Genomic DNA, 19,979 nt, shown 5'->3' on the forward strand with positions numbered 1-19,979 from the left:
TGGTGCGGTGGTGCTACCGCGCCTTGACGCTGATGACGCGGTCCTCTCCGGCGACGAGGTCGAGCGTCTCGGCGCCGGAGGGGGTCCGGAGTTCGACGCGGTGCGTGCGGCCGGGGCGCAGGACGGCCGTCGCGTCGCCGTCGGGCGTCCAGGTGAGGTCCAGTGCCGCCCCGAACCGGGTGCGCAGGCCCTTGATCTCGCCCTGCGGGCAGAATCCCGGGAGCGCGGGCAGCAGGACCAGCCGGTCCGGGGTGGACTGCACGAGCATCTCGATGAGCACGGCCGGGAGCGCGTGCGCGGCGTCCGCGTTGTAGACGTCGCGGTGGGGGTAGTGCGCGCTCATCAGGGACGCGTGGAAGAAGTCGCCGTCGAGTACCTGGCCGAGGGCGTGGGCGACCCGTTCGGCGTCCCGCAGGCGGGCCGCGATCAGGGCGTGGTGGAGGTGGCCGTGGGCGGAGTCGTTCTCGGCGCCGCGCAGTTCCAGGGCCCGGTGGGCGGCCTCGGCCAGGGCCGGGGTGTCGTACGGGTTGATCTCGTCGAGTGGCCAGACGCCGTAGAGGTGGCTGAGGTGGCGGTGGTCGTAGGTGTCCCGCAGACCGGGCCGGGCCCATTCGGCGAGGGCGCCGTCGGCGTTGGTCCGGTGCGGTGGAAGGCGGTCGGCCAGGGCGCGCCAGCGGTCGGCGTGTTCGGGGTGGCGCTCGGCGGCGGTCAGCAGGGCGTGCCGGGCGGCGGAGAGGTCCATGGCCGCGTTGACGGTGCCCCAACTGGCGTTCGCCGGGCGGTTCTCGGGCGAGTAGGAGGGAACGACGAGCAGGTGGCCGCTGTCGTCCGTCCGGGTGAGGAAGTCCTCGTAGAAGAGGGCGGCCTCGGCGAGCGCGGCGGTGGTGCGGGGGTCGTGGACGCCGTGGGTCTCGTCGTGGTCGACGAGGGGCTTGAGCAGCCAGTCGGCGCCCGCCGTCCACAGGTGCAGCGGGTACTCGCGGCTGAAGTGGTAGGTGTGTCCCGACTCGCCGTCGGTGTGGGAGGGGGCGACGACGCCCCGGGTGCCGAAGATCGCGCGGGCGTTGTCCCGCCAGTCCGGGAGCTGGCGGTGGACCAGCGCGGCGTGGGCCTCGGTGACCTCGGGAAGGGCGGCGGCCGCGGCGGAGGCGGTCTGGAGGTTGAGGTTGGCGTTGGTGGTGAACGCCCCCGACCAGGCCGTGTTCCAGTCGCCGGTCCACAGGCCGGTCAGGCGGGGCGGGAGCATGCCGCTGGCCGACAGGAGGTGGTAGCGGCCGGCGGCGAAGAGGCGCTCCAGGAGGGCGGCGCCGCGGGGACGGGCGAGCAGCGCGGAGCCCGGCAGGGCGCGTTCGGCGGGGTCGGCGGCGAGGTCGAGGGTGACGCGGTCGTAGGCGGTGCGGTGCAGGGCGAGGTGGCGGCCGAGGAGACCGTCGTACGACGTCCCGTCCGGCAGGTCGCGCAGGGCGCGGCCCTCGGCGGCCACGTCCAGTTCGCCGGTGTGACGGCGCACCCGGGTCAGGAGCAGTACCTCCGTGGCGCCCTCGACGAGTACACCGGGCGGGACCAGCTTCGTGGTGCCGCCGGTGACGGCGACCAGGGTGACGCCGGTGTACGCCAGGCCGCTGCCGCCGGGGTATCGGGCGCGCAGGCCGAGCTGGGCGCCCTCGGGGGTGAGGACGGCGCCGTGGCCGACGCCCAGCCCGGAGGGGGCGCCGGGGAGGCGGGGGTCGAGGGAGATGTCGAGGGTGAGGTGTGGCGCGGTGATGTGCTGGACGATCACGTCGTCGGCGCGGGAGACGAAGACGCGGCTGGTCCAGGTGCCACAGGTGGCGGTCGTCTCGCCGGTGGTGAAGTCGACGGAGCGGCGGTAGGCGGCGTGTGCGTCGCCGGGCGGCCTGTTCAGACGGAGCTGGAACGCCGGGTGGAAGGGGCGCACCCACTGCAGCGGGCGGCCGTCGGTGAAGCCCTCGGCGGCCGTCGTGACGCCGGCCAGCAGGCGGTCCTGGAGGGCGGGGAGTCCGGCCGCGAGCCGGGGTGGTCGGCGGCGTTCGTCGTCGCCGTCCGGGCGGACCAGGGTGTGGTGGGTGACGACGACCCGGTCGGCCTCCGGATCGCCGGACACGAGGGCGCCGTGGTGGCCGTTGCCGGTCAGAAAGGCGTCCTCCCAGCGGGCGGCGGGCTCCGGCTCCCAGGTGCCGTGCACGGGCCCGCCGGCCGCCCGCCCACCGGCCGGCGGCGCCTCTGTGAGGGGAGAGCCGGTCATCGGGCCGGCTCCGTGAGGACCGCCACGCCGTAGCGGCCGAGGGTGACGCGGTCGGTGACGGTCGCGTCGGTCAGCAGATCGCGGTGGGTGCCCGGGACGTCCACGGTGACCTCGTCGCGGCCGTGGTGGAGGAGGAAGAGCAGGTCACCGCGGCGTACGGCCTCGACGTCGGCCGGGAGTCCGTCGAGCACGGGGCGGGCGCCCGCGTCGGCGGCGACGCGGGCCAGCAGGTCGCGCAGCGCCTGTGGCTCGGGGAGGGTGGAGAGGTACCAGGCGCGGCCCTTGCCGAGGACGGCCGGCAGTCCGTCCAGCTCGCCGCCCTTGTAGATGATCGTCTCGGTGGCGGTGCCGTCGGGTTCGATCTCCTCCGACCACAGGGTGCCGTCGAAGCCGTCGCAGGTGGCCGTCTCGTCCGCATCCAGGGGCCACCACTCGTGCAGGACGCGGATGCCGAACAGCTCGCGCAGCCGGGCGTCCATGGCGCCGGCCCTGACCCGGTCGTCCTCGTCGGCGACGCCGGTCAGGAAGCCGCAGACGAGGGTGCCGCCGCCGCGGACGTAGGCGAGGAGGTTGTCGATCGCCGCGTCCGTGAGCGCGTAGAGCTGGGGTACGACGACCGTCTTGTAGGGGGTCAGGTCGTGTTCCGGGTGGGCGAAGTCGGTGGTGAGGTGGGCCTGCCACAGCGCGCGGTGCCAGGCGCGCAGGACGTCGGGGTAGTCGAAGCGGGTGGAGGGGCGGCCGTCCTGGGCGCCGGCCCACCAGGAGTGCCAGTCGTGCAGGACGGCGACGTCGGCGGTGACCGTGGCGTCCGCCGCGTGCGGGCCGAGTTTCGCGAGGTCGGCGCCGAGCTGCTTGACCTCCTGGTACGTACGGCCCCGCTCCCCCGCGTGGGAGACCATCCCGGAGTGGAACTTCTCGGCGCCCTGCCTCGACTGGCGCCACTGGAAGTAGCAGAGGGCGTCCGCGCCGCGGGCGACGGCCTGGAGGGACCACAGGCGGTTGAGGCCGCGCGGCTTGGGGTGGTTCGCACCGCGCCAGTTGACGGGTCCGGCCGCCTGCTCCATGAGCATCCAGGGGCCGCGCGCCTGCGAGCGGGTCATGTCCTGGACCAGGGCGCCCTCCTGCGCGCCGAAGGGGTCGCGCGGGTCGGGGTAGAGGTCGACGGAGACGACGTCCTCCTCCTCGGCCCAGCGCCAGGCGTCCTGGCCGGACCAGAGCGGCATGAAGTTGGTGGTCACCGGGAGGTGCGGGGTGTGGCGGCGGACGATGTCGCGTTCGGCGGCGTAGCACTCCAGAAGCATGTCGGAGGTGAAGCGCCGGAAGTCCAGGACCTGGGTCGGGTTCTTGAGGTAGTGGGTGCGGCGGGCCGGCAGGATCTCGGCCCAGTCGCCGTAGCCCTGGCTCCAGAAGGCGGTGCCCCAGGCGGTGTTGAGGGCGTCGAGGGTGCCGTAGCGGTCCTGGAGCCAGCGGCGGAAGCGGGTGGCGGCCTCGTCGCCGTGGTCGTAGGTGCAGTACTCGTTGTTGATGTGCCACATGGTGAGGGCGGGGTGGCCGGCGTAGCGGGCGGCCAGGGCCTCGGTGATGGCGGCGGCGTGCCGGCGGTAGGTGGCGCTGGAGTGCGAGAAGTGCTGCCTGCCTCCCCACCACTCGGTGCGGCCGTCCTCGTCGCGGGGCAGGGTGTCCGGGTGGAGGTGCCCCAGCCAGGGCGGGGGCGAGGCGGTGGGGGTGGCGAGGACGACGCCGATGCCGCCCGCGTGCATCAGGTCCATCAGGCGGTCCAGCCAGCCGAAGTCGTGGACGCCGGGACGTGGTTCGAGTCTCGACCAGGAGAAGACGCCGAGGGTGACGGAGTTGACGCCGGCGTCCTTCATCAGGCGGACGTCCTCGTGCCAGGTCTCCTCGGGCCACTGCTCGGGGTTGTAGTCGCCGCCGTAGAGGATGCGGTGGCGGGTGGTGTCCGACAGGTTGGGCATCAGCGGGGTTCTCCGTACTGGATGCCGCGTCCGTTGGTGGCGAGGTAGACGCGGCCGTACACGCGGGGGTCGCCGGTGATCGTCTCGCCGGTCCACCCCCACTGGTGGTGGTCGTCGTTGATCCGCGTCCAGCTCCTCGCCTCGTCGTCGGAGCGGTAGACGGCGGTGATGGCCTCGGTGGAGCCGACCTGGTAGATCGCCGGGTAGCCGGCGCCGTCGGCGGCCCTGCCGAAGCCGAGGGTGTGGGAGGCCCAGCAGCTTTCCACCTTGGTGAAGGTGACACCGGCGTCGGTGGAGCGGAACAGCCCGTTGTACTTGGTGCTCAGCCACAGGTCGCCGGTCCGGCCGGGCGCCGCCACCAGCTTGTACTGGGCGTCACCGGCGGGCAGCCCGGTCGCGCGGGCGGTGAAGGAACGGCCGCCGTCGGTGCTGGCGAGCAGCGTTCCCGCGTCGGTGTCGTACGCGTAGAAGAGCGCCGGGTCCACCGGGTCGGCGACCGGCGTGGCGCCCTTCGGGAAGGAGGGGACCTCGGACCAGGTCGTGCCGTTGTCCGCCGAGCGGTGGGCGGGGTGCCTGGTGCCGTCCCAGTGCACGAAGGACCACAGCAGCACACTGCCGTCGGCGTTGGTGGCGATCGGTCCCGGTGCGCTCGGGGCGAGGTCGGGCTGGGTCGCGAAGGGCGCCCAGGTCCGTCCGCCGTCGTGGGAGTACGCTCCGTTGCCGTGGTCGCCCCAGCCCGCCCGGACGACGTACGCCGGTCTGCGCGCCGCCTGCGCGAGTCCCGTCGCCGACCCGGACACGGGGTTGGTCGCCATGCCGTGCGCCGGGGACGCCGTGAGCCGTTCGTGGTACATGACGCCGATGTCCCGCGCCCCGCTGAGCAGGTGCGCCCGCCCGGTCGGGGGCGAGATCAGCTGGGTCACGGACGTCTCCTCCAGGCCGCGGATCCGCGGGGCCCAGCGCCTCAGGTCACGGGTGCCGTAGAGGGTGGCGCCGGTGCCGTACACGAGGTGCTTCGAGTCGTACGGGTCGAGGGCGACGGCCTGGATCCACCAGCCGAACTTGGGCTGTTCCTCGCCCCACTTCAGGTACGGGGTCTCGGAGACGTCGAGGACGGCCGAGTCCTTCAGGGACGTCCAGGTGCGGCCGCCGTCGGTGGTCCGGTACAGGGTGTCGACCGCGGCCCAGCGGTTGTTGGTGGAGACGACGGCGGTGCCGGGGCGGCGGGCGTCGACGGCGACTCCGCCGTAGCCGAATCCGTCGGCGGCGCCTTCGGGGGTGGTGCCGCCGGGCTCGACGGGCGTGATGTCGGTCCAACGGCCGTTCACCGTGCGCAGCTTGTGCACGCTGCCGGTGGACTGGCCGTTCGGGCCCGGTGCGTCGGCGTAGGTCACGTACAGCTCGCGGGTGTGCCGGTCGTACCCGGCGCGGACCGGGACCCTGGCCGCGGTGCCGGAGGGCTGCCCGGGGACGGGCTCCCAGGTGGTCCCGTCGGGCGTGCGGAAGAGGTTCGGCGCGGTGCCGTCGGCGTCGCCCCAGCCGGCGTAGACGGTGCGGCGGGCGGCGACGAGGAGGGTGACGCCCTGGCCGGTGGCGCTCGGGGTGGCCGGGAAGCCGGTGGCGGGGGCCCAGGTGACACCCCGGTCCACCGACTTCCAGAGGCCGTCGTGCCGGGTGCCCAGCCACAGGGTGTCGCTGTCGCGCGGGTCGACCAGGAGCCGCTCGCCGGTGCCCCGGCCGTCCTCGTTGGCGCCGAGCTTCACGGTGAGGTCGGTGCGCCGCCAGGTCCGGCCCCGGTCCTCGGAGCGCAGGATCGCGCCGTTGGCGGACCACGCCTGGGAGTAGGTGCCGCAGGCCAGGTAGAGCCGGTCCGGGTGGGCGGGGTCGACGGCCATCGCCTCGACGCCGAGCAGGTTCCAGTCGTCCCAGCCGAGGTGGTCCAGGAGCGGGATCCAGCGGTCGGTGCGGTCGTCCCAGCGGTAGGCGCCGCCGATGTCGGTACGGGCGTAGGCGAGCCCGCGCACGCGCGGGTGGAACAGGACGCCGGTGATGAACCCGGTGCCGCCGATGACGACGTTGCGCCAGCGGTAGGCGGGGGCGTCCGCCGTGTCCTCGGCGGCGTGCGCGCGCCCGGGTGCGAACGGAACGGCGGTGAGCGCGGCGGCAACCGCGGTCCCGGCGAGTACGGCGCGCCGGCTCGGGCTGCGTGACAGGGACGCATGCATGACATACCTCGTTCTGTGCGGCTCGGGGCAGGGACGGGCGGAGCGGGAGGTTCCGCCGCGGCCGGCCGCTGGTCAGGAGCGACCGGCCGTGGCGGGGTCGGGGAGCGGGGCGTCAGCCCTTCACGGCGCCGGTCAGCATCCCCTTCTTGAAGTGACGCTGGACGAACGGAGACAGCACGGCCACCGGCAGCAGGGCCATGACCATCACCGCCATCTGCACGGCCAGGCCGGAGAGTTCACCGGTCTTGATCGCCTGGCCGAGGCCGACCGGGGCCTCCTGCTTCTGCACGAGCTGGATCATCACGTTCTGCAGGGGCAGCATGTCCTGGTCGTTCAGGTACAGGGAGGCGTTGAACCAGGCGCTCCAGTAGCCGACGGCGTAGAACAGCGTGATCACCGCGACGACCGCGCGGGACAGCGGCAGGACGATCTGCCACAGGATGCGCAGGTCACCGGCGCCGTCGATGCGGGCGCTGTCGATCAGCTCCTGCGAGATGCCCATGAAGAAGCCGCGCAGCACCAGGATGTTGAAGACGCTGATCGCGCTGGGCAGGATCAGCGCGAGGTAGGTGTCCGTCAGCCCCAGGGACTGCACCAGCAGGTAGGTGGGGATGAGACCCGCGCTGAAGAACATCGTGGCCAGCAGCGCCATGAGGATCCAGCGGTGGCCGAGGGAGCCGGTGCGGGACAGCCCGTAGGCGCACAGCACCGACACCGCCATGGAGAAGAGGGTGCCGACCAGGGTGATGCCGATACTGACGAGCGCGGCACGGGTGACCTGGCCGCCGCTGAGCAGTTCGGTGTAGGCGACGAAGGTGATGTCCGTCGGGATCATCACCAGTCCGCCGGCCTCGTCGATGGCCTTGCGCGAGGAGAGGCTGGTGACGACGACGATCCACAGCGGGAACACGATCGCCAGGCAGGCCAGGAGCAGTACCAGCCCCTTGCCGAGAAGTCCGGCCCCGCGGGGCTTCTCCTCCCACACCGGGCGCGGCGGGGCCGCCCACCGGCTGGGCGTGCGTGCGGGTTTGTCGATGACGGCGGTCACTTCTTGTACACCCCCTGCTCGCCCATGAGGTGGGCCACCTTGTTCGCGATGAGGACCAGGCCGAGACTGATGACGCCCTTGACGAGGCCGGCGGCGGCCGCGTAGCCGAAGTCCTGGTTGCGTACGCCGTTCCACCACACGAAGGTGTCGAGGACCTCCGCGGCTCCTGGTCCGACGGCGCCGCGTTGCAACAGGATCTGTTCGAAGCCGACCGTCAGGGCGTCACCCACGCGCAGCACCAGCAGCAGGGCGATCACCGGGCGCAGCGCGGGCAGCGTGACGTGCCACATGCGGCGCCAGCGGTTCGCGCCGTCCATCGCGGCGGCCTCGTACAGGTCGGGGCTGACCGAGGCGAGCGCGGCGAGGAAGACGATGATCCCCCACCCGGCGTCCTTCCACACGCTCTGCGCGGTGACCAGGAACTTGAAGGTCTCCGGGTCGGTCATCAGGCTGAGCCCGTCGTACCCGTGGTCGCGCAGCAGCTGGGAGAGGAGTCCCGCCCCGCCGAGCAGCTGCTGGAAGACGGCGATGACCAGCACCCACGAGAAGAAGTGCGGCAGGTAGAGGATGGCCTGCGCGATCGCCCGCACCCGGGGCCGGACCACGCTGTTGATGAGCAGCGCGAGCAGGATGGGGATCGGGAAGTACAGCACCAGCTGGAGGACGAACAGCACCAGCGTGTTCTGTACGGCGTTCCAGAAGGCCGAGTCCTCGAAGATGCGCTGGAAGTTCTCCAGACCCACCCACGGGCTGTTCAGGATGGAGACGATCCCGTTCTCGCTGATGTACGGGTCGTACTCCTGGAAGGCGACGACGTTGCCGAGGATCGGTACGTAGTTGAAGAGCAGTACCAGCAGGATGGCCGGCAGTGTCATCAGCACCAGGACGCGGTCGCGCCGGAACCTCAGTCTGAGGCTCAGCTTCCCTGAGGGCGGCTTCGTCTCGCGGGGGCCGGCGGCGTCGTCGGACGCCACCGGGGTCTTCTTCGTCGCGTCGGCCTCGGCTCTGGTCCGGGGCACCGTGTTGTGGGACACGGCCGTTCTCCTTGCCTCGGTACCGGTCAGCTCGCCGCCGTGCCGTTCTCGTCGAGCAGCTTCTTGTACCAGTCGCGCAGTTTGTCGCCGCCCTGGCTCCGCCAGTCGGAGACGGCCTGCTGCATGTCGCCGACCTTCTTGCGGCCGCGGACGATGTCGTCCTCCAGCTGCTCGAAGTCGTTGGACAGGTTGGTGTAGCGGTTGGGTTCGGTGACCTGCATGCCGTAGAACGTGGGCTTCTTGGTGAAGGCCCCCATCCGCTGCTGCCACTCGACCTGGCCCTTGGCGACCTCGGGGAAGTCGGGGTGGGCGATGGTCGCGGCGGGGCTCGCCACCATCACGTAGGCGTTCATCACGTCGATGTTGCCCTGGTCGGTCTTGGTGGGCACACCGTCCTTGACGGCGTAGTGGGTGCCTTCCACGCCGTAGTTGGTGGCCATGTACTCCTTGGTGCCGTACGGCGCGGCGGTGACGTTGGCGACGGCCAGCACGTCGCGGATCACGGACTCGGAGGCGTTCTTGTTGACGAAGGCGAAGATGCTCGCGGGGTTCTGCGCCCACAGCGTGGGATCACCGCCGTCGTGCCCGAAGAAGTCCATGCCCCAGATCTTGAACTCGGGGCTCTGGGTGGCCTGTTCCGCGGTGCGGCTCCACCACTGGGACGTGTCCTGGTTGTAGATGAGGAACTCGCCGGCGGCGAACTTGGGGCCGGGGTCGGCGGCGTTGCTCTTGCCCAGCGCGGCGTCGGGGTGCACGACCCCGGCGGCGAACAGCTTGCGCGTCCACTCCAGCGCCTCGAGGTACTCGTCGGTCTCGGCGCGGTAGATCAGCTTGCCGTCGACCTGGTTCCAGCCGAGCGACTTCTCGTTGCCGGAGAGCACGCCGAAGGCGTTGAAGGCGGTCCACTTCATGTCCAGGCAGCCCCAGCGCTTGGCCTTCGCGTTGGTGGCGTCCTTGGCCAGCGCCATGAACTCGTCGCAGGACCGGGGGACCTCGTAGCCCTCCTTCTCGAAGATGTCCTGGCGGTACAGCGGCACGATGCCGGACACGTACGAGGAGGGCATCGGCAGGCCGCGCAGCTTGCCGCCGAAGATGGAGCGCTGCCAGGCGTCGGTGGGGATGGCCGCGAGGTTGGGGAAGTCCTTGACCGCGTCACCGGAGAGGTAGGGGCCGAGGTCGGCGAACTTGCTGATGATGGCGCTGGGAATCCTGCCGGTCATGTTCCAGCCGGGCACGACCACCACGTCGGGCACCTCGCTGGAGGCGAGCACCGCGCCGAGCTTCTGGTCGTAGGTGTTGCCGTCCTGGTTCTGCCAGACCACGTCGACGCCGATGAGGTCGTTCATCGCCTTGTAGTAGGCGTTGTCCTCCTTCGGCGGGGACCCCCAGAACGGCGACATGACGGTGACCTTGCCGCCCTTGCCGAGCTTCTTCGGCACCGAGGTCTTCAGGCCCGCGAGGTCGAGCTTGCTGGTGAAGCCGACCGCGGAGCCGTTCTTGCTGGGGATGTCGGGGGTGACCACGTTGCTGGCCACGTACGCCGGCAGCAGCTTCTTCGCGTCCTTGCCCGACGTGGTGCCGTCCCGCGAACCTCCGTCCGACCCACCGCCGCAGGCGGAGAGCAGCGGCATCCCTCCCGCCACCGCTGCGGTGGCGACGGCCGTGGAGGCGAGGAACTTTCTCCGGCTGGGACCGGAGGCGGCGTTCGGCGTCATTGCGTCAACCCTTCATGGCGCACCAGGACACCCGGCGGTGGCCGTCGGCTGCGGTGTCTTGAGTGGAACTGGCTGAGCTGAAGCGGTCGTCGGAGGAATGCCCGGTTTCCTTCGCACCTCAAGGTGCGCCGCCGGGTCGGAGCCTCATAGTCGAAGCGCTTCGATGTTGCTGCGAGGTTAAGTGAACGCCTGGGGGTGCACAAGAGTCGACTCCAGAATTCCTCCGAGGTATCGGGCGGGTAACGCCTGCCGAACCGGGTCATGTGACGCTTGGATGGCGACGAGAAGTCGGAGGTGATGCGCCGAAGTGTCTTGACACCCACCCCTGGTGCGACTGAGCATCGAAGCGCTTCGAAAGCGTCTCGCCGCTCCATCGCAAGGGGAACTCCACGTGACCGCACCTACGCCGCCCGCGCTGCCTTTCCGTGATCCGCACCTGCCGTTCGCGAAGCGCGTCGACGACCTGATGTCGCGGCTCACGCTCGACGAGAAGACCGCCTTCCTGCACCAGTTCGCGCCTGCCGTCGAGCGGCTCGGCATCGCCGCCTTCCGCACCGGCCAGGAGGCGCTGCACGGCGTGGCCTGGATGGGCCCGGCGACCGTGTTCCCGCAGGCCGTGGGCCTTGGCGCCACCTGGAACGACGACCTGGTGCGCCGGGTCGGTGAGGCCGTGTCCAAGGAGGTCCGGGCGATGCGCGCCCGCGACGACCGGGTCGGCCTGAACGTCTGGGCCCCGACCGTGAACCTGCTGCGCCACCCCCTGTGGGGCCGGGGCGAGGAGGGCTACTCCGAGGACCCGAAGCTCACCTCCGCCATCGCCACCGCCTACACCCGCGGCCTGCGCGGCGAACATCCGACGTACTGGCGCACCGCGCCCGTCCTCAAGCACTGGCTCGCGCACAACAACGAGACGGACCGGGACACGTGCTCGTCGTCCGTGCGCCCGCGCGTCCTGAACGAGTACGACCTGCGCGCCTTCCGCGAGACGGTCGAGGCGGGCGCGGTGGCCGGGGTGATGCCGGCGTACAACCTGGTCAACGGACGCCCCAACCACGTCTCCCCGTACCTGGAGAGCCATCTGCGCGCCTGGACCGAGGACGACCTCCTGGTCTGCTCCGACGCCGGCGCCCCCTCCAACCTGGTCGACTCCGAGCACTACTTCGACACCCACGAGGAGGCGACCGCCGCCGCGCTGCGGGCCGGGGTGGACAGCTTCACCGACCACGGCACGGACTCCTCGAAGATCCTCGCCCGGGTCCGGGGCGCCCTCGACCAGGGCCTGCTGACCGAGGCCGACGTGGACGCGGCCGTGCGCCGGCAGCTGTCGGTCCGCTTCCGGCTCGGCGAGTTCGACCCGGAGCACGACCCCCACGCGGACACCGCCGCCTTCGACACACCGGAGCACCGGGAGCTCGCACGCGAGGCGGCCGAGCAGGCGGTCGTCCTGCTCAAGAACGACGGCGTGCTGCCGCTGGCCGACGGCACCCGCGTCGCCGTCGTCGGCCTGCTCGCCGACGAGTGCAAGCTCGACTGGTACAGCGGCACCCTCATCCACCGCTCCACCCCGCTGGAGGGCCTGTACGAGCGGTTCGGCGCCGAGCGGGTGAGCTTCGCGGAGGGCGTGGACCGGGTCCGGCTCAGGACCTCCGCCGGTACGTTCCTGCACGTGCCCCCGTCGGACGACTCCCCCGACGAGGCGCGCGGCGCCGAGGGTGCCCTCGACCCGGCCCTGCTCGCCGGCCGCACCGACCTGCCGCCGCTCACCACCGACGCCGAGGGCACCGAACTCGCGCTCGTCGACTGGGGCGAGGGCGTCCTCACCCTGCGCGCGCCCGACGGCCGCTACCTCTCGGTCGCCGAGGACGGCTGCCTCCGCGCCTCCGCCGACCAGCCCGGCGGCTGGGTCGTGCAGGAGACGTTCCGCCTGGAACCGCACGGCAACGGGCACCTCCTCCGGCACCTGGGAACGGGTCGTCACGTCCAGGTCGCCGCCGACGGCGTGAAGGTTGCCGCCTCGGACGCCCCCGCGGGCGACGAGACGCCCGAGGTCTTCGAGCTGGTCGTCACCGAACGCGGCGAGGACGCGGTGACGCGGGCCGCCTCGGATGCGGACGTGGTCGTGGTGGTCGCGGGCAACGACCCGCACATCAACGGCCGGGAGACCGAGGACCGTACGACGCTGCGGCTCCCCGCCCACCAGGAGCGCCTGCTGCGCGCGGCCCGCGCCGCGAACCCGGCCACCGTCCTGGCGCTGGTGTCCGCCTACCCGTACGCGGTCGACGCGGAGGTGCTGCCTGCGGTGCTGTGGACCGCCCACGGCGGTCAGTCGGCCGGCACCGCGCTGGCCCGGGTCCTCGCCGGTGACGTCTCCCCCGCCGGGCGGCTCCCGCAGACCTGGTACGCCGACGACGCCGACCTGCCGGACCTGCTCGACTACGACGTGATCGGCAGCCGCCAGACCTATCTGTACTTCGAGGGAACGCCGCTGTTCCCCTTCGGGCACGGCCTGTCGTACGCGTCCTTCGCGTACGCGGACCTGGTGGCGTGGACCGGGGACGGGAAGGTGTCCGTCTCCTTCACGGTCACCAACACCGGGAGCGTCACCGCCGACGAGGTGGTCCAGCTCTACGCCCGCGCCGAGGACCCGTCGGTCCCGCGTCCGCGCCGCGAGCTGCTGGCCCACCGCCGGCTCACCCTCGCCCCGGGCGGCACGGCGGACGTCTCCTTCGAACTCCCGTGTTCCGCCCTCGCGTTCTGGGACGTGGCACACGGCCGTTGGCGGCTGGAGCCGGGCCCGTACGCCCTGCTGGTGGGCGCCTCCAGCGAGGACGTACGCCTGTCGGCGACCGTGACCCTCGACGGCGAACCCGCCACGCCGCGCCCGGTCCGCGAACGCGGGCTGGAGGCGGCCGGCTTCGACGAGCAGAGCGGCACGGAGATCGTCGACCGGGCGAAGGCGGCCGGCGACGCGGTGACGCCGGTCGCCGGCAGGACGGGCGAACTGCTCTTCCGTGGCTGCGACTTCGGCACCGGCGTCGCGGGCGTGACCGTGACGGTGGCGGGCGGCGAGGGCACCGTGGAGATCGCCCTCGACGGCGGCCCGGCGGCGGTGCTGTCGCGGCCGGCCCCCGGCTCGGGACCGTACGACTACACGGAGCTCGACGCCCCGCTGACCGCCGAGGGCGTACACGATCTCCGCATCAGGCTGCGCGGCTCTCTGCGGCTCGCGCACGTCGGCTTCTCCGGCTGAGGGTCCGGAGGAAGCCGGCGCGATGAAGGGGCCCGGCACCGGTACCTACCGGCGCCGGGCCCCCGACTCGCTCCCCGCCCGGACCAGCCCCGTCTCGTAGGCGACGATCACGGCCTGGGCCCGGTCACGCAGCTCCAGCTTGGCGAAGAGCCGAGACCTTCGTCCGGGAGCTGGCCGACCGCTTCCCGCCCGAGGAGGTGGTCGTCCTCACCTCCACCCCGACCGCCACGACGGATTCCGGCGGGTCCTTCCCGTACCCGGTGATCCGCCACCGGGCCCGCACCCTCCTCCCCACACCCCGCGCCACCGCGCACGCCGCGTCCGTGGCGCGACGGTACGGCTGCGACCGGGTGTGGTTCGGCGCGGCGGCCCCTCTCGGGCTGATGGCGGGCCCGCTCCGGCGGACGACCGGGATCCGTACCGCCGTCGCCACCACCCACGGCCATGAGGTGTGGTGGGCCCGCGCCCCCGGCACCCGGAGCCTGCTGCGCCGTATCGGCACGGAGGTGGACACGCTGACCTGGCTGGGCGCGAGCACCCGGGGTCCCGTCGAGGCCGCCCTCGCGCCCGGGACCCGGACCGCCCGACTGGTCCCCGGCGTGGACACCGCGGCCTTCCACCCGGCTCTGGACGGCGGCCCGATCCGGACGAGGTACGGCCTGGGTCACCGCCCGGTGATCCTGTGCGCGGCCCGGCTGGTCCCGCGCAAGGGCCAGGACATCTTGATCAGGGCGCTGCCCTGGGTCCGCAGGGCGGTCCCCGACGCCGTACTGCTCCTGGTCGGCGACGGCCCCTACGCCACCGGACTGCGTCAACTGGCCCTGGACGAGGAAGTCCTGGATGCGGTCGTCTTCGCCGGTGGCCATCCCCACCGCGCCCTTCCGCCCTTCTACGCCGCCGCAGACGTCTTCGCCATGCCCTGCCGTTCCCGCAGGCGCGGCCTGGAGGTGGAGGGCCTGGGCATCGTCTACCTGGAGGCCGCGGCGTCCGGACTCCCGGTCCTGGCGGGCGACTCGGGCGGCGCCCCGGACGCCGTACGCGACGGCGAGACAGGTCATGTCGTCGACGGGCACTCGGTGGCCGCGACGGCGGACCGGCTGATCAGGCTCCTGCGCAACCCTGACCTCGCCCGCGAGATGGGCGGCAGGGGCCGCCACTGGATGTGTACGGAATGGACCTGGGACCACTCGTACGCGACGCTGCGGGACCTGCTGCGCCGGCCGGCGGGCGGTTCGCCGGGGTCCTAGGAGGTGGTGGCCGTCGGGCCGGCCGGGCGGTCCGCCGTGACCAGCCAGGACGTGCTGCGCAGCCGGACCGTACCGTCGGCCGCCTCGTGGCCACGGAGATGCTCCGTGAGTACCTGGCGGGCGCGGACCTGCGCGGCCGGGTCGACCTGGCCCAGGAAGTGCCGGCCCGGCCCCGTGTTCAGGAGGAACTCCGCCGCGTCATCGGCTCCGTGCCCCCATGCCCCGTACGCCTCGACCCCGTCGACGGCCACTGTGGGGAACCCCGCGGCGACGAGGGCGGCGCGGATCCGGTCCGGCGACGACAGGGAGAACATGCCGGGCCGTCCCGGCGCGGCGAAGTCACCGAGCGGCAGGACGTCGCGCAGCACTGACATGGCCGTCACCCAGCCGTTGCGCGAGGGCTCGGCGGGGCAGACGAACGCCAGTCGTCCGCCGGGTCGCAGCGCCCGTCCGACGTTCCGGAACGCCGCCTCGGGGTCGGAGAAGAACATCACCCCGTACCGGCTGATCGCCGCGTCGAAGGCGCCCGGCTCGAAGGGGTACGCCTGCGCGTCGCCCTGCTGGAACGTGACGTTGCCGATGCCCTCCCGCGTCGCCCGGGACCGCGCCTCGGCCAGCATGGGACCGGACAGGTCGAGCCCCAGAGCGCTGCCCCGTGATGCCCGGCGGGCGGCGAGGCGCGTGGTCTGCCCGGAACCGCAGCCGAGATCGAGGATCCGGTGTCCCTCGGCGAGCCCGGCGGCGTCGAGCAGCGGCTCGTTGAAACCCTCGTTCACGGCGTTCCACCGGTCCTGGTGGCGCGCCCAGTGGGCTCCTTCGGGGCCGTTCCACGCCTGGGCCTGCTCGGTGTTGACGATCTCGGACACGAGTGCCTCCTGATACGGGACGGAGAATGGGCGCACGCCCAAACACTATGGGCGTGCGCCCATAGTGGCAATCCCCTTACGATCCGGGGGATCGCGCCGCGCGCGGCGCCGGACACCGGAAGGAAGGCGGGCCCATGTCACCCCGTGGAGTGGCGACGCCGGACGTGCGCGAGCGACTGTTCGCGGCCGCCGAGCGGGTCGTCGAGAGGGACGGCCCCGGCGCGCTCACGAGTCGGGCCGTCACCACCGAGGCGGGCTGCGCCAAGGGGCTGCTGCACACGCACTTCGCGGGGCTGGACGAGTTCGTGGCCGAACTCTGCCTCGACCGTTTCGCCCGGACGGCGGCGATGGCGCGGGCCCTGGGGGGACTCGCCGGGCAGGGCACGGTGGCCGGGAACCTCGCCTCCGTCGCCCTCTCGCTCCTCGACCGCGGCGGCCCGGCTCTGTCGGGCCTGGCCATGACCCGCCCGGCCGCGGCGTCGCGCGTGCGCGAGGCCATGCGGGACGGCGGGCCGGGCTTCGCCGCGATCCAGGAGGCGATAGCCGGCTACCTGGAGTCCGAGCGGGACGGCGGACGACTGCCGGCCACCGTCGACCCGCACACCGTGGCCCTCGCCGTCGTCGGCACCGCCCACCACCTGCTGATGACCAGCTGGCCGGGCGCCCCCGACCCGCGGCCGGCCATGGACCGCCTGGTGACCACGCTGGTGGGTGACCAGGCGGTGTCCGGGTGACTGGGCGGTGTCCGGGTGACTGGGCGGTGTCCGGAAAGGTGAACTTTCTCGCCGAAATGTTCATCCTCCGCTCAGATGAGCCCCTCGAGGACTTTTCGCCCGCAGTGTCCCCGCGTCGCGGACAGTGTCCCCGCCGCACCGGGCCAGGCCGTCGGCCACGGGGCTGACCCACAGGGTTGACTCAGAGCGCGAGGCCCGTCAGGACCAGGACCCGCTCGTAGGTGTAGTCGTCCATCGCGAACCTGACGCCCTCGCGGCCCACGCCGGACTGCTTGGCGCCGCCGTACGGCATCTGGTCGGCACGGTAGGAGGGGACGTCGCCGATGACGACGCCGCCGACCTCGAGGGCGCGGTGGGCGCGGAAGGCGGCCTGGAGGTCGTGGGTGAACACGCCCGCCTGGAGGCCGTACTTGGAGTCGTTGACGGCGGCGAACGCCTCGGCCTCGCCGGTCACCTTCTGGACGCTGAGAACGGGGCCGAAGACCTCCTCGCAGGCGAGGGTGGTGTCGGCCGGGAGGTCGGTGAGGACGGTCGGCGCGTACGAGGCGCCGTCGCGCTTGCCGCCGGTGTGGAGGGTGGCGCCGGCCTCCACGGCCTCCCGCACCCAGGACTCGACGCGCTCGGCGGCGGCCTCGCTGACCAGCGGACCGACGTCCGTCGCCTCGTCGTTCGGGTCGCCGGTGACCTGGGCCTCGACGGCGGCGACGACCCGGGGCAGGAGACGGTCGTACACGGACGCGTCGGCGATCACGCGCTGTACGGAGATGCAGGACTGGCCGCCCTGGTAGTTGGAGAAGGTCGCGATGCGCGTCGCGGCCCGGTCCAGGTCGTCGTCGCTCGCCCAGTCGCCGAGGACGACGGCCGCGCCGTTGCCGCCCAGCTCCAGGGTGCAGTGCTTGCGCGGGACCGAATCCATGATCGCGTAGCCGACCGTCTCGGAGCCGGTGAAGGAGATGACCGGCAGGCGCTCGTCCTGGACGAGGGCGGGCATGCGGTCGTTCGGGACCGGCAGGATGCTCCACGAGCCGGCGGGCAGCCCGGTCTCGGCGAGCAGCTCGCCGAGGATCAGGCCGGAGAGGGGGGTGGCGGGCGCGGGCTTGAGGATGATGGGCGCGCCGGCGGCGACCGCGGGGGCGATCTTGTGGGCGCACAGGTTCAGCGGGAAGTTGAACGGCGCGATGCCGAGGACGACGCCCTTGGGGAAGCGGCGGGTGAGGGCGAGGCGGCCCTGACCGCCCGCGTCGGTGTCCAGGCGCTGGGCCTCGCCGCCGTTGAAACGGCGGGCCTCCTCGGCGGCGAAGCGGAAGACGGACACCGCGCGGCCGACCTCGCCACGGGCCCACTTGATCGGCTTGCCGTTCTCGGCGGAGATCAGACGGGCGATCTCCTCGGTGCGCTCCACCAGGCGCCGGCTGACGTGGTCCAGGGCGGCGGCGCGGATGTGCGCGGGGGTGGCGGCGAACTCGTCCCGTACGGCGTACGCGGCGGCCACCGCCTCCTCGACCTGGGCGTCGGTCGGCAGGCTCACCGTGCCGACCCGGCTGCCGTCCCAGGGGGACGTGACGTCGAAGGCGGTCTCGCCGGTGGCCTGGCGGCCGGCGAGCCAGAAGGCGTGGGTGGAAGTCATCGTGAGTCCCGGCCCTTCCGCGTTGGGGGTGTGTACGTGTCCGTGGCTTGCGGATCCACGGTAGGGCGGAGGGCGGTGGGGGGCGTTTGTCCGGGGCGTAGTGGTGGGGGTGCGAGGTTCGACGTTGTGGCCATGTGCGGACGGGTGGAGAGGCCGGCCGGACGGGGTTGTGGACGGGGTTGCCTCCTCGCCGCCCTGCCGCTCCCTCCCCCGAAGGGGTGTCAGTCCGTTGACGTCGCCTTCAGGGCCAGCCACAGCTCCATGCGTACGTCCGCGTCGTCCAGGGAGCGGCCGAGGATCTCCTCGACCCGGCGCATCCGGTAGCGCAGCGTGTGCCGGTGGACGCCGAGGTCGGCCGCCGCCGCGTCCCACTGGCCGTGGCGGGAGAGCCAGGCGCGCAGGGACGCCACCAGGTCGCCCCGGCCGGTGGCGTCGTGGTCGCGCAGCGCCCGCAGCAGGCCGTCGGCGAAGGCGCGCACCGCGTCGTCCGCGAGGAGGGGGAGGACCGATCCGGCCGCCAGGTGTTCGTGCTCCACGCAGACGCGTCCCCGGCGGCGGGCCACCGACAGGGCCTGTTCGGCCTGCTTGTAGGCGGCGGACGCGGCGATGGGCCCGGACGGCGCCGACAGCCCGACGACCAGGCCCTCCTCGTCGCCGCCCGCCATCGGCTCGGGTGCCGGACGGTCGGTCTCCAGCGCCGAGGCGTACTCGACGCAGGCGGCGACGGCGGCGCCCCCGTCGGTGGCCAGTACCACCAGTCGCTCTCCCTCGGGGACGACCAGCACCGACTCGCCGGAGCGGGCGGCGGCCGACTCCACTACCTCGGCGAGCGCGCCGAGCGGGTCGCCGTCGGTGTCGGCGGCGGCCAGCGCGGCGGCGGAGGGCCTGGTCCGGGTGGCGGGCACGCGCGCGTGCGGGCCGGCGTGCGCTCGCGCGGCGGACGCCGACGCCGACTCGGCGACGATCATCCGGAAGGGCGCGTCCAGCAGGCCGCCGTACAGGTCTCCGGCGACCGTGCGCGCGTGGTCGGGTTCACCGGCCAGCAGCATGCGCAGTACGGCCGCGTCGATGCGCTGCTCCGCCTCGTGCAGGGAGCGCGAGCGTTCCGTGGTGAGGGTCAGCAGGGCGATGGCGGAGTGCACGGCGTACCGCTCGGCGGTGCCGAGGGCGGCGGCCGTACCGACGGCGAGTGCGGAGCGGGGCCTGCGGGAGGTGCCGAGGGAGTGGAGTTCGACCCGGTCGGCGTTCTCGGGGTGCTCGGCGCTCTCCGCTCCGCCGACGACGGAGGAGGCCGGCGCGGGGCGCTCGCGCAGCCGCTGGACGTCCGCCGTGAGCCGTGCGGCCCTGCGGCCCGCCCACTCAGGTGCGGTGGCGACGACGGCACCCGACGCGTCGTACAGCGCCGCCCAGCCGTCGACCTGGGCGGCCAGCGCCGCCAGCAGCCCTTCCGGGCCGTCGGTCAGCGCCTGCCGCGTCAGCTCGCGCTGGGCGGCGAACCCCGCGGTGACCGCGCGGTACTGGTCGGCGGCGATCGCGGCGGACACGGCCTTGCTGATGGCCAGGAAGGGGGTGCGGCGCGGTACCTCCAGGAGTGGCAGTCCCTCCTGCCGTGCCGCGTCGACCAGCGCGTCGGGGATGTCGTCGTAGTTGACCCCGACGGCGAACCCGAGCCCCACCACCCCGGCGCCCGCCAGCCGCTTGACGTACCGCCGCATCGCCTCGGGGTCCTCGGCGTCCAGCTTGAGCGCGGTGATCAGCAGCAGCTCCCCGCCCTCCATGTAGGGCACGGGATCGGCGAGCTCGCTGACGTGCGCCCAGCGCACCGGCACGTCGAGGCCGTCCTCGCCCGCGCGCACGGTCAGTTTGAGCGCGGAGTGGTGGACGAGGGAGGCGAGCGTGGGCGGCATGGGGACCTTGAGCCTTCGGATCTGCGTCAGCGGCGCGAGGTGTCGGCTACTGGGGTAGAGGTGCGAGGTGTGGGCCATCTGTGATCTTTT

12 protein-coding genes and 1 pseudogene are annotated in these 19,979 nt (G+C 72.8%); 3 read left to right on the forward strand and 10 right to left on the reverse strand.

Features of this window, described 5'->3' with window-relative positions:
* Window positions 1-13 precede the first annotated feature (13 nt).
* The 6 genes from ACH4NX_RS27210 to ACH4NX_RS27235 form a co-directional block, all read right to left on the reverse strand.
* The gene (locus tag ACH4NX_RS27210) at window positions 14-2,263 is read right to left on the reverse strand and encodes a glycosyl hydrolase family 95 catalytic domain-containing protein (protein ID WP_398129018.1); all 2,250 of its coding nucleotides are present in this window, start codon (window positions 2,261-2,263) and stop codon (window positions 14-16) included.
* Window positions 2,260-4,236 (reverse strand): beta-galactosidase, encoded by a 1,977-nt coding sequence (locus ACH4NX_RS27215; protein WP_398129019.1) that lies wholly within the window; start codon window positions 4,234-4,236, stop codon window positions 2,260-2,262. Before ACH4NX_RS27215 ends, ACH4NX_RS27210 begins: the two co-directional genes overlap by 4 nt.
* Window positions 4,236-6,461: a WD40/YVTN/BNR-like repeat-containing protein gene (locus tag ACH4NX_RS27220; RefSeq protein ID WP_398129020.1), complete on the reverse strand. Its 2,226-nt coding sequence runs from the start codon at window positions 6,459-6,461 to the stop codon at window positions 4,236-4,238. Before ACH4NX_RS27220 ends, ACH4NX_RS27215 begins: the two co-directional genes overlap by 1 nt.
* Before the next feature lie 112 nt (window positions 6,462-6,573).
* Window positions 6,574-7,509 (reverse strand): carbohydrate ABC transporter permease, encoded by a 936-nt coding sequence (locus ACH4NX_RS27225; RefSeq protein WP_345588725.1) that lies wholly within the window; start codon window positions 7,507-7,509, stop codon window positions 6,574-6,576.
* Window positions 7,506-8,543: an ABC transporter permease subunit gene (locus ACH4NX_RS27230; protein WP_351398299.1), complete on the reverse strand. Its 1,038-nt coding sequence runs from the start codon at window positions 8,541-8,543 to the stop codon at window positions 7,506-7,508. The genes ACH4NX_RS27225 and ACH4NX_RS27230 overlap by 4 nt, the downstream gene beginning before the upstream one ends.
* Before the next feature lie 26 nt (window positions 8,544-8,569).
* On the reverse strand, window positions 8,570-10,258 hold the full coding sequence (locus ACH4NX_RS27235) for an extracellular solute-binding protein (protein WP_398129021.1): 1,689 nt from the start codon (window positions 10,256-10,258) through the stop codon (window positions 8,570-8,572).
* A 391-nt stretch (window positions 10,259-10,649) separates the two neighbouring features.
* On the opposite strand from ACH4NX_RS27235, the gene ACH4NX_RS27240 reads away from it, so the two are divergent.
* Window positions 10,650-13,508 (forward strand): glycoside hydrolase family 3 C-terminal domain-containing protein, encoded by a 2,859-nt coding sequence (locus tag ACH4NX_RS27240; protein ID WP_398129022.1) that lies wholly within the window; start codon window positions 10,650-10,652, stop codon window positions 13,506-13,508.
* Window positions 13,509-13,553: 45 nt separating this feature from the next.
* On the opposite strand, the pseudogene ACH4NX_RS27245 reads toward ACH4NX_RS27240, so the two are convergent.
* Window positions 13,554-13,664 (reverse strand): annotated as a pseudogene (locus ACH4NX_RS27245) (DNA-binding response regulator); the annotation flags it as partial.
* A gap of 14 nt (window positions 13,665-13,678) precedes the next feature.
* Between ACH4NX_RS27245 and ACH4NX_RS27250 the strand changes: the two are divergent.
* On the forward strand, window positions 13,679-14,755 hold the full coding sequence (locus tag ACH4NX_RS27250; protein ID WP_398129062.1) for a glycosyltransferase family 4 protein: 1,077 nt from the start codon (window positions 13,679-13,681) through the stop codon (window positions 14,753-14,755).
* Here the strand turns inward: ACH4NX_RS27250 and ACH4NX_RS27255 are convergent.
* A complete protein-coding gene (locus tag ACH4NX_RS27255; protein ID WP_398129023.1) occupies window positions 14,752-15,621 on the reverse strand; it encodes a class I SAM-dependent methyltransferase in 870 nt (289 codons plus the stop codon). The two genes, ACH4NX_RS27250 and ACH4NX_RS27255, sit on opposite strands and share 4 nt — an antisense overlap.
* Before the next feature lie 134 nt (window positions 15,622-15,755).
* Here ACH4NX_RS27255 and ACH4NX_RS27260 point away from each other — a divergent pair, with 134 nt between their 5' ends.
* The gene (locus ACH4NX_RS27260; protein WP_351398284.1) at window positions 15,756-16,355 is read left to right on the forward strand and encodes a TetR/AcrR family transcriptional regulator; all 600 of its coding nucleotides are present in this window, start codon (window positions 15,756-15,758) and stop codon (window positions 16,353-16,355) included.
* A gap of 181 nt (window positions 16,356-16,536) precedes the next feature.
* Here ACH4NX_RS27260 and ACH4NX_RS27265 read toward each other — a convergent pair whose 3' ends face one another.
* The gene (locus ACH4NX_RS27265) at window positions 16,537-17,982 is read right to left on the reverse strand and encodes an aldehyde dehydrogenase family protein (RefSeq protein ID WP_351398282.1); all 1,446 of its coding nucleotides are present in this window, start codon (window positions 17,980-17,982) and stop codon (window positions 16,537-16,539) included.
* Window positions 17,983-18,203: 221 nt separating this feature from the next.
* A complete protein-coding gene (locus ACH4NX_RS27270; RefSeq protein WP_351398281.1) occupies window positions 18,204-19,889 on the reverse strand; it encodes a PucR family transcriptional regulator in 1,686 nt (561 codons plus the stop codon).
* Window positions 19,890-19,979: the final 90 nt, after the last annotated feature.

This window comes from Streptomyces sp. NPDC017225, from assembly GCF_044331465.1.
Lineage (GTDB): Bacteria > Actinomycetota > Actinomycetes > Streptomycetales > Streptomycetaceae > Streptomyces.